The organism is Phormidesmis priestleyi ULC007 (assembly GCF_001895925.1).
Taxonomy (GTDB): Bacteria; Cyanobacteriota; Cyanobacteriia; order Leptolyngbyales; family Leptolyngbyaceae; genus Phormidesmis_A; species Phormidesmis_A priestleyi_A.
Map to the genome: position 1 here is coordinate 181,751 of NZ_MPPI01000001.1, position 14,183 is coordinate 195,933.

Annotated in this window: 17 protein-coding genes; 16 read left to right on the forward strand and 1 reads right to left on the reverse strand. The window is 48.9% G+C overall.

Annotation, left to right across the window (positions count from 1 at the left end; genetic code table 11):
- The first annotated feature begins 7 nt into the window (after nt 1-7).
- From BRW63_RS00805 to BRW63_RS27450, 8 genes are all read left to right on the forward strand, one after another.
- Nucleotides 8-382, forward strand: coding sequence for a hypothetical protein (locus BRW63_RS00805; protein WP_073069010.1), 375 nt, complete (start codon nt 8-10; stop codon nt 380-382).
- 56 nt (nt 383-438) lie between these two features.
- Nucleotides 439-1,929, forward strand: a complete 1,491-nt coding sequence (gene nhaC, locus BRW63_RS00810; protein WP_073069011.1) for a Na+/H+ antiporter NhaC — start codon at nt 439-441, stop codon at nt 1,927-1,929.
- 125 nt (nt 1,930-2,054) lie between these two features.
- Nucleotides 2,055-2,612, forward strand: coding sequence for an HdeD family acid-resistance protein (locus tag BRW63_RS00815; protein ID WP_073069012.1), 558 nt, complete (start codon nt 2,055-2,057; stop codon nt 2,610-2,612).
- Nucleotides 2,613-2,695: 83 nt separating this feature from the next.
- A complete protein-coding gene (locus BRW63_RS00820) occupies nt 2,696-3,268 on the forward strand; it encodes a hypothetical protein (protein WP_073069013.1) in 573 nt (190 codons plus the stop codon).
- 350 nt (nt 3,269-3,618) lie between these two features.
- A complete protein-coding gene (locus BRW63_RS27445) occupies nt 3,619-4,089 on the forward strand; it encodes a hypothetical protein (protein WP_073069014.1) in 471 nt (156 codons plus the stop codon).
- A 67-nt stretch (nt 4,090-4,156) separates the two neighbouring features.
- Entirely contained in the window at nt 4,157-5,572 is a 1,416-nt protein-coding gene (locus tag BRW63_RS00830) for a DUF2252 domain-containing protein (protein ID WP_083582593.1), read from the forward strand.
- Between the two features lie 30 nt (nt 5,573-5,602).
- Nucleotides 5,603-7,873, forward strand: coding sequence for an HAD-IC family P-type ATPase (locus tag BRW63_RS00835; RefSeq protein ID WP_106253879.1), 2,271 nt, complete (start codon nt 5,603-5,605; stop codon nt 7,871-7,873).
- Entirely contained in the window at nt 7,819-8,097 is a 279-nt protein-coding gene (locus BRW63_RS27450; RefSeq protein ID WP_143161983.1) for a hypothetical protein, read from the forward strand. The genes BRW63_RS00835 and BRW63_RS27450 overlap by 55 nt, the downstream gene beginning before the upstream one ends.
- A 154-nt stretch (nt 8,098-8,251) precedes the next feature.
- Here BRW63_RS27450 and BRW63_RS00840 read toward each other — a convergent pair whose 3' ends face one another.
- Nucleotides 8,252-9,103: an SDR family oxidoreductase gene (locus BRW63_RS00840; protein WP_073069016.1), complete on the reverse strand. Its 852-nt coding sequence runs from the start codon at nt 9,101-9,103 to the stop codon at nt 8,252-8,254.
- A gap of 149 nt (nt 9,104-9,252) precedes the next feature.
- Here BRW63_RS00840 and BRW63_RS00845 point away from each other — a divergent pair, with 149 nt between their 5' ends.
- From BRW63_RS00845 to BRW63_RS00875, 8 genes are all read left to right on the forward strand, one after another.
- Nucleotides 9,253-9,780, forward strand: a complete 528-nt coding sequence (locus BRW63_RS00845) for an META domain-containing protein (RefSeq protein WP_073069017.1) — start codon at nt 9,253-9,255, stop codon at nt 9,778-9,780.
- A gap of 133 nt (nt 9,781-9,913) precedes the next feature.
- Entirely contained in the window at nt 9,914-10,576 is a 663-nt protein-coding gene (locus BRW63_RS00850) for a DUF3611 family protein (RefSeq protein WP_223257251.1), read from the forward strand.
- 27 nt (nt 10,577-10,603) lie between these two features.
- Nucleotides 10,604-11,674: an AI-2E family transporter gene (locus BRW63_RS00855; protein WP_073069019.1), complete on the forward strand. Its 1,071-nt coding sequence runs from the start codon at nt 10,604-10,606 to the stop codon at nt 11,672-11,674.
- A gap of 12 nt (nt 11,675-11,686) precedes the next feature.
- Nucleotides 11,687-12,652 (forward strand): YihY/virulence factor BrkB family protein, encoded by a 966-nt coding sequence (locus BRW63_RS00860; RefSeq protein WP_073069020.1) that lies wholly within the window; start codon nt 11,687-11,689, stop codon nt 12,650-12,652.
- 37 nt (nt 12,653-12,689) lie between these two features.
- On the forward strand, nt 12,690-13,217 hold the full coding sequence (locus tag BRW63_RS00865; RefSeq protein ID WP_073069021.1) for a DUF3124 domain-containing protein: 528 nt from the start codon (nt 12,690-12,692) through the stop codon (nt 13,215-13,217).
- 175 nt (nt 13,218-13,392) lie between these two features.
- A complete protein-coding gene (locus tag BRW63_RS00870; protein ID WP_223257252.1) occupies nt 13,393-13,674 on the forward strand; it encodes a four-helix bundle copper-binding protein in 282 nt (93 codons plus the stop codon).
- A 17-nt stretch (nt 13,675-13,691) separates the two neighbouring features.
- On the forward strand, nt 13,692-13,814 hold the full coding sequence (locus BRW63_RS29390) for a hypothetical protein (protein WP_262983506.1): 123 nt from the start codon (nt 13,692-13,694) through the stop codon (nt 13,812-13,814).
- A 128-nt stretch (nt 13,815-13,942) separates the two neighbouring features.
- On the forward strand, nt 13,943-14,137 hold the full coding sequence (locus tag BRW63_RS00875) for a heavy-metal-associated domain-containing protein (protein WP_073069280.1): 195 nt from the start codon (nt 13,943-13,945) through the stop codon (nt 14,135-14,137).
- Nucleotides 14,138-14,183 lie beyond the last annotated feature (46 nt).

Here is a 14,183-nt window from a genome sequence, read left to right on the forward strand (position 1 = left end):
TTTAGCAATGAATAACAAAGATGAATTCAATCGATTTTTACCAGACGAGAGTTTAGACCCAGACAAACTTTCGATTGGAATTCCGGCTGAACAAACGCCCCTAAACCCCGATAGAATTCCCTCTGGCTTTGATCCGATGGGCGAAATCCAGCTTCGGGGTCGAGCTTATCGAAGTTTAGCGGGAGGGCAAGCCCCGTGGTGGGTTCTGATCTCAGGCTGGGTGATCTTTGGCGGTTTTGTCTGGATAATGGTGCGTCTCACAGTGCTCTCATCGTCCTTCGTGCTCTTGATTCCTTTGGCGATCGCCACCATTCCACTGTTCATTTTGCTGAAAGGAACAAAGGCTAAACTTGCCAGCCAGAGGCACCGAAGAAGACGCTAATCAGCGATCGTTCTCTTCAGAGTTTTTGCAGTTATTTATGAAATGAGGATACTCCCATGTCTAGTCACCCTCCTCCCCCACGCACCATCAAAGAACCGTCATATTTAGACGCGATCGTTCCACTCGTGGTGCTGATTGCGCTGATCGCAGGCTCTGTTGTGCTGTTTGGGCTGGGTGCGATCGATGGCCCTACTCAAGTCGCGTTGATACTCAGTACTATGGTTGCCGCCATCATCATTCTCAAGAATGGACATCCTTGGGACAAAATCGCGGCATCGGGAGGGAGGGCGCTGGCATCGATTGTTAGCGCAATTTTCATTTTGTTGGCGGTGGGGGCACTGATTGGCACCTGGAATATGTCTGGCACGATCCCAACCTTAGTTCATTACGGCATTCAACTGCTTCAACCCAATTGGTTCTACCTGGCAACCGCTATAATCTGTGCCATTGTTTCTGTAGGCATTGGCAGTTCGTGGACGACGGCTGGAACCATTGGGGTCGGGCTAGTCGGCATTGCGTCGTTGGTTGGGGTTTCCCCTGTTATTACTGCGGGTGCTGTAATTTCAGGTGCTTATTTTGGTGACAAGACCTCTCCCCTTTCCGAGACAACGCTGTTGAGCGCACAGTTGGCAGGGGCAGACATCTACACGCATATCCGTGCCCAGCTTTGGACATCGGTTCCGGCGTTTGTCATTTCGATGGTCGTCTTTGCGATTTTGGGACTCCGGGAGGACGTGATTGATAACGTCGAAACAGCGACCGATCTCGCTAAGTTGGATCAGCTTTTTTGGATCACACCCCTGAACTTAATTCCCTTGATATTTCTAGTCGTGCTGTCTATTCGCAAAATCCCGGCATCCCTGGCGATTATGAGTGCGGCGCTGGTAGGGGGCATCATGGGCGCGATTCTCCAACCGCAAGCTATTGTGCGCTTTGTTAACGATCCGGCACTGGCTACCCCACTGGTCTACATCAAAGGCATTTGGGCGGCAATGGCAACTGGCTATCAGGAAAATTCCGGCATCCAAGATATCGATCGGTTGCTTTCACGCGGTGGCATGGACAGTATGTTGTTGACACTGTGGATCATCATCGGCGCGGTGACATTTGGCACACTGATGGAAGAATTTGGACTGTTGGCTAAACTGATTAATCCGGTGCTGTTACGGGCAAAAACTACGGGTCTTTTGTTTGCCACGCTCGTAACGACCGCGATCGGGTTAAATATTGTTGCGGGGGATCAATATATTGCGCTGGTGCTGCCCGTACGCATGTTTCGCATCGAGTTCCAAAAGCGCGGATTGCAACCACAAAACCTGTCGCGTGTAGCCGCTGATGCTGGAACTGTAACGTCACCTCTGGTACCGTGGAATTCCTGTGGCGCATTTATGTCTGCCACGCTGGGTATCTCGACCTTCCTGTATTTACCGTATGCCATCTTCAATATTGCCAGTCCAATTTTGTCGCTTGCTTACGGGATCACAGGCTTTAAGATCGAGCGTATACCCTCCACAACAGCTATATATAGCAATAGCAATCCTGAATGATTGGTGGGATGGGCATCCTGCCTGTACAGGCTAGAAGCCTATCCCACTCTTACAACTGAAGTGGAATCGCTATAGAACCGTTGCTCACAGTTCGTAAAACCAGTTCAAAAAATGAGGTGAACACTATGATTACTGATTTTCAATCTGAAGTAGCTATCAAGAAATCGACGGGTTGGGTGATCGCCCTCAGCATTAGTCTGATTATTCTCGGCGGACTGGCGATTATCATGCCAGGGATTGCCTCAGCATTCTTCACCGTTGCGATCGGTTGGATTACGCTGATTAGTGGCGTGGTGATGATTGTTCAGTCGTTTCAGTCAAAGCCAGTCAGAGGGTTTTGGCTAAATCTGATTGTGGGTATCTTCTATGTGGTTGCGGGCACTTACATTCTATTTAATGTCGGAGCCGCGCTGCTAGCACTGACCTTAGCCTTTGGGATTTTGTTCATTGTTGAAGGGATTTTTACCATCATCATGGCGTTTACCAATCGGGCAGGGCACAGAATGTTTTGGCTGGTGGCGTTCAACGGAATTATTACTCTGATTCTGGGCATCATGGTGCTGAATCGGTTTCCCTTCAGCGCGATTTGGCTGATTGGTCTGTATGTAGGCATCAGCATTCTGATGAGCGGTGTCTCACTCCTAGCCGCTGCTCTGGCAGCTCGACGGACGATCGCCGCTTAGTCGCCTAGATTCTCAACACGATTTCAATAGGGTCTTCATTCGTTGTAACAAACGTCTAGAGACAGCCAGACCTGAGCAGAATCATGAAAAGAGATAGTTTTAGCGAGATCTACAAAATCGATGAATCGACAGATCGCTACATGATCGAGATTGCCCTGGATCAGTACACTGATATCTTCAACGAATGGGACCCTGCTCCCTTTAAACGTCGAGAACTCAATCCTGATCTGAAACTCTACTTGGAGGAATACTCTGACGAAATTCCTAGTAAGTATGCGATCGAATTATGTTTCGCAGTCCCAGCCGGAATGCGCGATGAACGAGTAGAGGAAGAATCTCGGATTGGTCTCAAGAACAGTTTCATCTCCAAACGATACTTTCTAGGAAAGGAGATCAAGAAGAGTAACACCCGGATGCTGCTGTTTGTCGTCATCGGTCTTGTGCTTCTATGGGTAGCAAAGACTGCTGCAAGTCGTTTTGCAGAAGCGGATGCATCATCCATCCTGTTTGAAGGGCTGGCGATTACTGGATGGGTTTTTCTATGGGAAGCGGTCTCGCTATTCTTTTTCACAAACCGTGAACTCTATCACCGTTATCAGACCCACAAAAGATTGCAAAATGCCCCCGTGATTTTCCAAGAAGCAGAAAAATACTAAAAGTAACCTCATTCCCTAGCACTTCTCCCCCAAGAGCAGGTGAACCGGACTCTTGCCCCCTCTCCTGCGGACTACCGTGTATACACAAATTGCTTTAAGTTCGGATTGTTGGGGTTTGCCCCCTAAATCCCCCAGTCTGGGGGACTTTGACCCCGGACTTTCAGTTTCAAAGTCCCCCAATTTTGGGGATTTAGGGGGCAGAAGCTGCTCATAACGAAGCGAAATGACTGATGTATACACGGTAGCTCCTGCGGGAGAGGGCTGGGGTGAGGGTAAATCCGGGTCTTATTTAATTCACAATCCTAAGTGTCCATTGTTACCCATTTTTGTTCTGTAATCTGAGGTTTTTTATGACTTACGATCGCCCACTTTCCAAAGCCTTGATTGTCCTATTAGGTCTGAGCATTCCCCTTGTTAGTCATTCACGAGCAAATGCGGCTGAACGGTGTATCTCTTTTAGACCGATCGGCACTTCAGGATACGAGGTTAGGAAAACTGTTTCTTCAGCAGGGGTGACTCCAGGTGTTAGAAACAACTGGGACACCGATTTTGTGGTACCCGGCGGTGTAAGATTTACCCGCTACATCGCCACCATCACTTCAGAATTGCCAGCAAACTACAACATCATCCAGAATTTTAAGTACGGTGACAGAACTTCTAGACAGGTTTTTAGACGAGATGATGCCCGATTAGTGGGTGGAGTTCCTTTTCAAGTGCAAGTCGTCCCGTCAGGTCGTCAACCGTTTCAAGTTAATATGAACATCAATGGAAGACAGGGATCTGTTTATAGAGTCAGGGCTTCAGGTTGCACTCCAAGATGAGCTTGATTTGAAGTCGTGCATCTACCCCGCTGTCACTTCTCCTTAGCTCATGAGTGCCCCTTCATCTATGGAAAATCAGTTGACCGATCGTTCTTTCAAGCATCAGGCTGAGGGTCGTTCTGTCGCAGAGCGTCTCGCTGCCGGAAAAGCCCTGCGCCAAAAAGTAAAGCGCACTGACCTTGCTGAATATCACCCGCCTGCTAACCGCCAAGACCCGATCGCAATTCTGGAAGCTCAGACAAAGACCCGCCTACCAGAGCTGGTGCCCATCTGCTACGCCCGGATGTTAACCTCTCCCTTCGCATTTCTACGGGGTTCGGCCGCAGTGATGATTCAGGATATTGCACTCGCCCCAACGACGGGCATCAACGTGCAAGCCTGTGGAGATATGCATCTGTCCAATTTTGGCGTGTTTGCCTCTGCCGAGCGCAACCTGGTGTTTGGCATCAACGACTTCGATGAAACCTATCCAGGAGCCTGGGAATGGGATCTGAAACGGTTGGTGGCGAGTGCAGTTGTGGCGGGGCGGTTTTTGGGAGGCGATCGTGTTCTTTGCGAAGCTGCTGTACGGGCAGTGGTGCAGTCCTATCGGCAACACTTATACGAGTATGCCGAAATGGGCTATCTCGACTTGTGGTATGCCAACATCACAGAAGCTGACTTGCTTCAGAAGTTGCCTACCCAATCTCACAAAAGAGCAACCCAACTTTTAGTAAAAGCTCGTCAGCGCACCCATCTTCAAGTGTTGGAAAAAATGACCGATCTGGTGGACGATCAGCATCACATTATCGAAGATCCTCCTCTAGTAGTACGAATAGAAACAACCCCCCGTGGAAAGCCGATGGTTGAGGCCATTGAACAGCTAATGCAAGATTACCTCACCTCTCTGAGCGCCGATCGCCGCTTTCTAGTGTCGCGATATCGCATTGTGGACGTTGCCCGGAAAGTTGTGGGCGTGGGCAGTGTTGGGACTCGCTGCTGGGTTATTTATCTAGAAGGTATCGATGCGGGCGACCCACTATTTTTGCAAATCAAGGAAGCCCAGCCCTCGATATTAGCTCCCTATGCTGAAACCCTCTGTAACTACAGGTTGCCAGATGACCATCAGGGGCACCGAGTTGTGACTGGACAGCGACTGATCCAAGGGGCACCCGACATCTTTCTGGGATGGGGTGAGATGGATGGTATTCAATACTACATCCGCCAGTTGCGGGATATGAAAGGGGGAGTCAAGCTTGAACCCAGCAAGTTTCGACTAGCAGAACTGTCAAACTACTGCGGGGTATGTGGCTGGGCGCTGGCACTAGCTCATGCCAAATCCAGTGATGCCGCTATGCTGTCCGGCTATGTCGGCAAAAGCGAAGCATTGGATGAGGCATTGACAAAATTCGCCCATGCTTATGCAGATCAAACCGATCGAGATTATGACCAGTTGGCAGCCGCAGCAAAACAGGGACGCATTCAGGTTGCTAGCGAATTTTGACGTGGCATCATACCAAACTAGTCTGAAACCATGCAATCTACTCCAAGTCAGCTTCCAGGGTTGAGCGATCGCGAAGCAGCAAACCGTCGTGCAGCCGGACAAGGGAACAACATTCCGATTCAAACCAGTCGCACCTACTGGGATATTTTTCGGGACAACTTGTTCACGTTCATTAACGGGGTCTACTTCTTCCTGAGCTTGGTGCTGATTGCGCTAGGACTTGTCAGTGATGTACTGGTACTTGCCTGTGTGATCTTGCTGAACGTTGTAGTTAACGTGATTCAAGAGATTCGCGCTAAGAAGAAACTAGACAAAATTGCCTTGCTCACGCGCCCTAAAGCCAGCATCATCCGCGAGGGACAACAACGGGACATCGATCCGAGTCAGATTGTGGTGGGCGATGTGCTGGTGGTCAGTCCAGGCGATCAAATTGTGGTCGATGGCTCCATCATGGGTGAGGGCGAAATCAAAGTAGATGAGTCTCTGCTGACGGGCGAATCAGATTTGATTGCAAAGCAGGTCAGCGATCCGGTCTACTCTGGGAGCTTTTGCGTCAGCGGCACCGCTTGCTATGAAGCCGAAAAAGTGGGTGCCGATAGTTTAGCCAGCAAAATGACGGCGGAAGCCCGCAAGTTTCGCAAGGTGCTGACTCCATTGCAACACCGCATCAATATGATCATTCGCCTGTTGTTGGGTGTTGCGCTTCTTCTGGGCTTGATCACCGCACTACGGATCACTTTGGGAGTCATTTCTCTGACAACAGGCGTTCAAAACACTGCGGTTATTGTGGGTCTTGTTCCCAGCGGGTTGTATTTAATGATTACCCTCGCCTACACGTTTGGAGCGGTGCGAATTGCTCAACAGAGCGCGTTGGTGCAGCAGGCAAATGCAGTGGAATCGATTAGTAATGTGGATGTGATGTGCCTGGACAAAACGGGGACGCTGACTGCAAATCGGATTCAATTGCAAACGGTGTATCCCATTGACCTCGATCGCGCCAAGCTAGAAACCATTTTGGGAAATTACGCTGCCACTGCTTCTACGAGTAACAAGACCAATGAGGCGATCGCCACCACATTACCCAGAGAAAAGCGCCCGCTGAAGACCGAAATTTCTTTTGGCTCGGCTCATAAGTGGAGCGCGATCGCGTTTGGTGACTCGCCGGGTGTATATATTCTCGGTGCCCCAGAGATTTTAGGCACGGTCATACCGCTTCAAACAGACCTCCAGGCATATATCCGCGAAGGTGCAGATCAGGGGTTGCGTGTACTCTTATTTGCCTACAGTCCGACTGTGACTGAGCTACGAGACGGGACAGGCGATCCAGTGTTGCCCCCCAATCTTCAGCCGCTGGGCATTCTGCGCTTTGGTGATGAACTGCGCCCCGATGCCCGTCAAACCTTGGCAGAATTTCGTCAGGCAGGCATTCAAGTCAAAGTTATTTCTGGCGACAATCCGGCGACTGTTGCGGCGTTAGCAAAACAAGCCGGGTTAAGTAATGACATTATTGCAGTATCGGGTCAGGATTTGGCTCAAATGGATGACGCGGTGTTCACCCAAACTGCCGAAGAAAGTACGATTTTTGGACGGATTACGCCTGAGCAGAAAGCCCGTCTGGTCAAGAGCCTTCAGTCTCGCAAACACTACGTTGCCATGATGGGAGATGGGGTAAATGATGTGCTGTCACTCAAACAAGCAAATGTGGGTATTGCGATGGAAAGTGGCAGCCAAGCGACTCGCGGTGTTGCCGATATTGTGTTGCTCAAAGATAAGTTTAGTGCGCTACCCAAAATCTTTTTAGAAGGACAACGAATTCGCAATGGAGTTGCCGATATCAGCAAACTGTTTATGGTGCGAATTTTTTCGTTTATTCTGGCGATCGTAGCCGTTGGCATGATTACGCTGTCGTTTCCCTTTGGAATTAAAACCAGTACGATCGTCATGTTCCTCACCGTTGGCATTCCGCCTTTCTTTGTCACCTTATGGGCAAAACCAGACAAACCCAAAGGGCTTGAGGGAAACTCTTTCCTGCATTTTGTGATACCCGCCACGTTGACCCTTTCTCTAGCGAGTATTCTTGTCTATCTCTACTTTCTGGCGGAAAACATTACACCTGTTTTTGAGTGGCTCAACGGTCAAATCCCGTTTGATGAACTCGGTCGTCGGATCGCCTTTGAGGATATTGCCAGGGCACAACAGGTTGCAGAAACAGCAATGATCACGCTGCAAGTGTTGGGGGGTTATTCTTGCTCCCATTCCTCAAGCCACCCACTTCCGCTTGGGTTGGAGGTGAGCCGCTGAGTCAAGACAAACGCTTTACCATTCTCGCGGGCATTGTTTTATTGGTTTACGGATTGATTCTTGCGGTGCCATTTTTGCGTAACTTTTTTGAACTCTATCCACTTGATTTAATTCATTATTTAGGAATCGGATTGGTTGCCTTAATTTGGGCGTTAGTCGTGCGGTTTACCTGGAGAAATAGATTACTCGATCGCTTTCTTGGCGTTAAGATTAGTCCGTTTTAACGTGAATTCAACGAATTCGTTACAAGTCTGTCGCGCCCCCTAAATCCCCCATTCTGGGGAACTTTGAACCGGAAATTTTGGTTTGAAGTCCCCCAAATTGGGGGATTTAGGGGGCTTCCCGAATTGGCAATCGTCGTGAGAAATCTCATCGAATTCAAGTCGTTTTAAGCCACAAGTCTCGATAATCTCGAACATAGTCGCGAAGCTTACGAGGTGGGTGCCCCAGAAGTTTTGCCAACGTATTGGCTACTGCCTCAGCCTGTCCAAATCGAAGTCCTACATGAAGGATGGTTTGGACGAGGATTTGTTCCAGAGGCATTTTACGTCGAAACAGATGGGAGAAGTAGCCCGGAACACTCGCTGGCTGATAGACGATCGCTCGACCCAGTTCGTCAGATAAAGCAGTTGCCACTTCAACAAACGAAAGGGATTCAGATCCCGTCAGGGTATAGATTTGCGCCTGGTGAGATGCGGGATTAATCAGCACGTTAACCGCAACTTCGGCAATGTCACGCCCATCGATGAAGGCAACTCGACCAGCACCCGCAGGCAGGAAGATGCGATCGTCCTGAACAATATCGTCTCGGTAAGCATCGCCGAGATTTTGGGCAAAGAAACCGGGTCTGAGAATTGTCCATCCCTCAGATTTTTGACGAAGGTGTTGCTCGACTGCGTGATGGGGCACGAGAGGATTGTCTGCGGCACCTGCGACGGAAACAAACACGATATGCTGCACACCCTGAGAGCGCGCCACATCAAGAAACGAGTTGAGCGTTTTACGGGTGTCGGAGATGGCTGGAGGGCGCAGCAGAAAAACAGCATTGCAGCCTTGCACCGCCGATCGGAAAGTACTCGCATTGAGGAAATCGAATGGAACAATCTCAGCACCATCTTGCGAAACAGAGTTCGGCTTGCGTGAGCCGATGCGAAATGGAGCCTGACGAGCGCGGAGACATTCAACCACTGTCGTTCCAATGTTCCCAGAAGCTCCTGTTATAAGAATCATGATGTTTCACACTATCGTTAGTACTTTCTTGGGATGATAAAATTAGCCTGTATTGAAGCAGTAATTAGTGCAGGCATGATACTGGCTCGATCGCTCACTGCTACCAAACACGGAGATTATCAAAACGGTTCATTATTTGGTGCTTATTTATGAACTATAAGTCTTCCAGCCAACAATTAACGGGTTGTATAGTAACTTTGACGATCGGGCTAGTTGGAGTAACTGCTGCAAATTCTGCAATCGCATACCCTGTCTCTGGAAAACCTCTGCTTATGGCTCAATCTGCTTCCTCAATTGCAGGTAGTTGGCGATTGGTCATTATGGCAGAGCCAACCTCTCCGGGTGTTGTTCCGCAAGCTACTAAACTGACAGCCGACTTTTCGGGCAATTCTTCAGAACCTGGGAAAGCCAATCACCTCACGGGTTCGGGTGGATGCAACCGCTTTATGGGAAGCTACCAAATCAAGGGGAATCACTTGAGTATTGGTACTCTTGCATCAACGCGCAAGGCTTGTGAGGAGTCTATCCTGAACCAGGAGTTCCGGTATCTCAAGGCTTTAGAAGGCGCTCAACGGTATGAGGTGGATAGTCAGGGTCAATTGACAATCTTTTATCAGACCGGGCAGGAGTCAGGGGTTTTGCGTTTTACCTCTCAAACTGTCCGAGAGTTATGGTAAGAGGTAATATTTGAACACTCAACTGAATAAAGCCAATCCGCAGATCGGGAGTATCAATGTCACACGATCGCTCCTCAGGATCGTGAATTAAATAACGTCGGTTACTTGCAACGTCAATGGGCACGGCAGTGCCATGCCCCTACGTAATCGGAAACCCCGACTCACCCTTCACATTCCTTCTATAGGAAACCCTTCTATGTTTAACTTCCTCGATTCTGAAGCACCAAAACCGACTCCTCAACAGATTGCTCATTCCTTCCGCTGGTTGGGCTGGACTGGCTTCTGGCTGCAAGCTCTGCTGGGGTTTATTCCGATCTTAGTAGTGGTCGTGAACGTTCTGTTTAAACCAGGACAGAGCGGCGGATTTTCCTTTGGTTTGTGGTTGGCGATCGCCTGCTTAGTCGCCCTGATCTTCAGTATTTACTGGTGTTTTCGCTATACGCGGCTGGCAAGTAAGTTAGAGGTGCGGGATCAGCGCCCTGCAAAGTCTCAGGTCATGCGAGATGTCAAACTTGGGCTGCTGGCTAATATCGGTATTATGACGATCGCCGTGCTGATCGCGATGATGCGGGTGAGCGGGTTGACCTACAAAATGTTAACGCTGCCCCAAGGTGGAGCGGTGTTAACTCCCAATCAAATTGGAACAACGCTGGCAGCGCCAGGGGCACTGATCACCCCATCGAGTATGATTGCAATTCAAGCGATGATTAGCGCGATCGCGGCTGGGCTAGTGGGAGCCGTTGTCGCCTTGCTGCTGCTCTATCAAGTCGGGCAACGTCGCAACACGAATGATTAATTCTAAACCACCCATTGCAAACACCCTATGCGTCCGCCGACCTCACCTCCGCCATCGTCTAACCTGTGGCAAACCCTGAATCATTCCACCCTTTTTCGCTACATCTTGTTGGTTGGCTGTGGCTGGATCACCGTGTTGCTGATCAATTATTTCCACAGCACGATCGCCCTGTTTACAGCCGCAGGAATTTTTGCCGCGCTATTAAATTATCCGTCGGTTTGGCTATCGCGTTACATTCCCAGAGGGCTGGCGATCGCCCTTACTTTTATTGTGACAGTCGCCTTACTGCTGGTTGTGGTCACGTTTGTTGGAATAGAAGTGCTGAATCAGGGACAGGGTTTGCTAATCCATATCAGAGATGCTTTAGATCAGCAAAACGCCCTGCCATTCCAAGATCTCCTCAACCGACTAGACATCGGCAAAGTCGTTGGCACATTACAAACGGGTTTGACTTCTGGCTTAGGCATTGTGCGGGGCATCTTTTCCAGCCTCTTTACCGGAATTTTTGGGGCAGTCATCTGCATCTATATGTTGATTGACGGTGAAAAGCTGTGGCAGTCGTTTCTTAAACTGATCCCAGTCGCTTCTCGCGATCGATTTGCCAGGACTTTCCGGCAAAGTTTTCTCGGATTTATTCGCGGTCAACTGCTGTTGATGCTGTTTCTATCGAGCACTACGGGTCTAATTTTTCCACTTTTAGGCGTGAGATATTCGCTGCTTTTGGCGGTCATTCTTGGCATAATTGACGCTATTCCTGGAATTGGAGCTACCCTTGGAACTATCATCGTCGTCTTTTTAGTCTTCACCTCTCAAGGAGGCGCGATCGCTTTAAAAGTGTTGATCGTTTGCCTTGTGCTGATTCAAATTCAAGATAATGTGATCCGTCCTAAAGTTATGGGAAGTGCTCTGGAATTGAATCCAGTCGTTCTATTTCTTGCCCTGTTTATTGGCGAACGGGTGGCTGGATTATTGGGAGTCTTTCTGGCGATTCCAATTGCTGGCATGATTGCTCTCTGGATGGGATCAGTCAAAGAAGAGGCAGATCTAGCCCTGAAAGAGTCCACGGTGAACGTTGTTGAGCCATCAGAAAAGTCTTAATTAACAGTTCCTATGATTCGCTATATCCGATCGACCCTCCTACCTTACGTTCGGTCTACTATCTTGCCCTCAAAGCCAGTTCAACTCCTGATCAAGACTGGGGTGAAGTGGGATCAAGATAATTGCCCTGGCATGGCAGCCGCCCTCTCGTACTATGCCCTCTTCTCACTGTTTCCCTTGCTGTTAGTCATACTGAGCATTATTGGTTCGCTCATTGGGCCGAATACGGAAGCATTTCAACATATTCAGGGAGTCATCGATCGCTATCTGCCTCCAGAAGTGCATGATTTGATCAAAGGAACCGTGATTGCCCTCAACGAAAATAGTGTCGGTGCCGGGATCGTGGGATTCACCTTGCTGTTATTTGCAGCCAGTAGTGTCTTCTCGATTCTCAGGAGTTCGGTGAATCGAATTTGGCGATCGCCGAGTCGAGTTTCTGAAGCCGGATCAATTTTTAAGATGGCGCTTTTCTTTGGGGTTAACCAACTTCTGGCGTTTCTATTAGTGTTGGGGACTGCCCTACTGATGCTAACTTCATTAGTCACAAGTATTGCTATCAAAACTATCCTAAATTTAATCGCAACCTTTCAAGAAACCTTCTCCTTCATCCAGGTTGACGAATTGCAGTTAGCTAAGGGGCTTCAAGCCGGGTCATCATTTTTGGTTCTGTCTCTGGTTGCCTGCATTCTGTTTAAGATTCTGCCGTCTGTTTATGTGGGCTGGCAGGATGTCTGGCTGGCTGCTTTACTCACCGCCTTGCTGCTGGTGGTGTTGCAACAACTAGTTAGTAACAGTGTGATTACGATCGGGAGTCATTTCCTTTCCTATGGCGTGATTGGGAGCGTCATGGTGCTGATGCTATGGATTTTTCTAACGTGCCAAATCTTCTTTGCTGGCTGTGTGTTTTCCTACGTTTATGCCCATCTTTTTGGTAGCCGTCGTCACACAACAGATTATTTGAATGGTGTACAGCAATGATTTTGTGTAAGCTACCTCGTACCCAATCCTATTTCCAATGAAGCGATACTTGTGTAGTTATCTCGTGCCCCTGTTTGTATTGCTTACAGCTTGCACGCCATCAAAAACGCCACCAGAGGCTGCCCCTCCCCTGAAAGCAGTCACCCTTGACAACAGCGTAAAGATCATCGCAGGGCAAACGGTCTATGTTCCCATTTACTCACATATCTATACGTGGGAGCAGAGCCGAACAATCGACTTAACCGCTACATTAAGTGTTCGCAATGCTGACCTGACCCACCCAATTATTGTTGCTTCTGTAAATTACTACGATAGTAGCGGTAAGCCTGTCCGCAAATATTTAGAGCAACCCGTAGAACTTGAACCGTTGGCTTCGACCAGTTTTGTAGTGAATCAAGAAGACACTAGAGGCGGATCAGGAGCCGCTTTTGTTGTGGAATGGGTGACTCAAAAAGAAGTTTCTGTGCCCGTAATAGAGTCAGTCATGATCAATACCAGTACCAATCAGGGAATCTCCTTTGTTAGCCCTGGACGAGTGATCAAAAGTCGGGTAAGTAGCAAGTAAGAGCATTCTAAATTTAGGATAGGTGCCCTTATTTGGCGTGATCGGCCTATTGAGTTATCAGCACGGAGACGCGATTAGCGTCAAGCGCAACTCCGCCGGAACCGCACAAACAATTCTCTAACGTGAAAGCCAGAAACTGTGATTCTGTTTTCTTGTTTTCTCCAGGAGGTAGATTATGACCGCGACTCAATCTCATCAATCTCAACTTGAATCCTGCATTGAAGCCTGTCTCGATTGTCTGCGTGAATGTGAAAACTGCGCCACTGCTTGCCTCGATAGCGAGATGATAGAAATGATGGCTCACTGTATCAAGACCTGTCGTGACTGTGCCGATACCTGCGATATTTGCGCTCGGTTTATGGCTCGAAATTCCGATCTCCATGCTCAATTGTGTGGCGTTTGTGCAGAAGCGTGCGGTGCCTTCGGCTCTCGCTTTGCGAGTTCGCTGTGCGGCTGAGTGTGCAAAACACGATTATGACCCCTGCCAGCGGTGTGCTGAGGCTTGCCATCGTTGTGCCGAGTCCTGTCGTCAAATGGCAACGGCTTAATGGCGACCTAAAACGGTTTTGCGCTGCCGAGGCTGTCTCTCAAACATAGAGACGGCCTCTTCTCAGTTTTTAGGAGAATTTTTATGCGGTTCCTGCACTAATCGCTTGACTCTCCAGTGGGCTAGACAGTTCAGAATGGAGTCAATCACAAAGTCACCTCAAGGAAGCTCTTATCTCATGACCCTACAACTCACAGTTCCCAACATGGCTTGTTCTGCTTGCAGCGACACGATTACTAATGCTGTTAAATCGCTTGATTCTAATGCCAAAGTCAACGCTGACCCCAAAACGAAGATCGTCAGCATCGAAACGCAAGCCACAGAAGCAGATGTGAAACAAGTGATTACCGCCGCAGGCTATACCGTTGCCTAATCTTACGCGACGTGCAACTTTCCTAAAACCGCTCAAAAGCAACCCT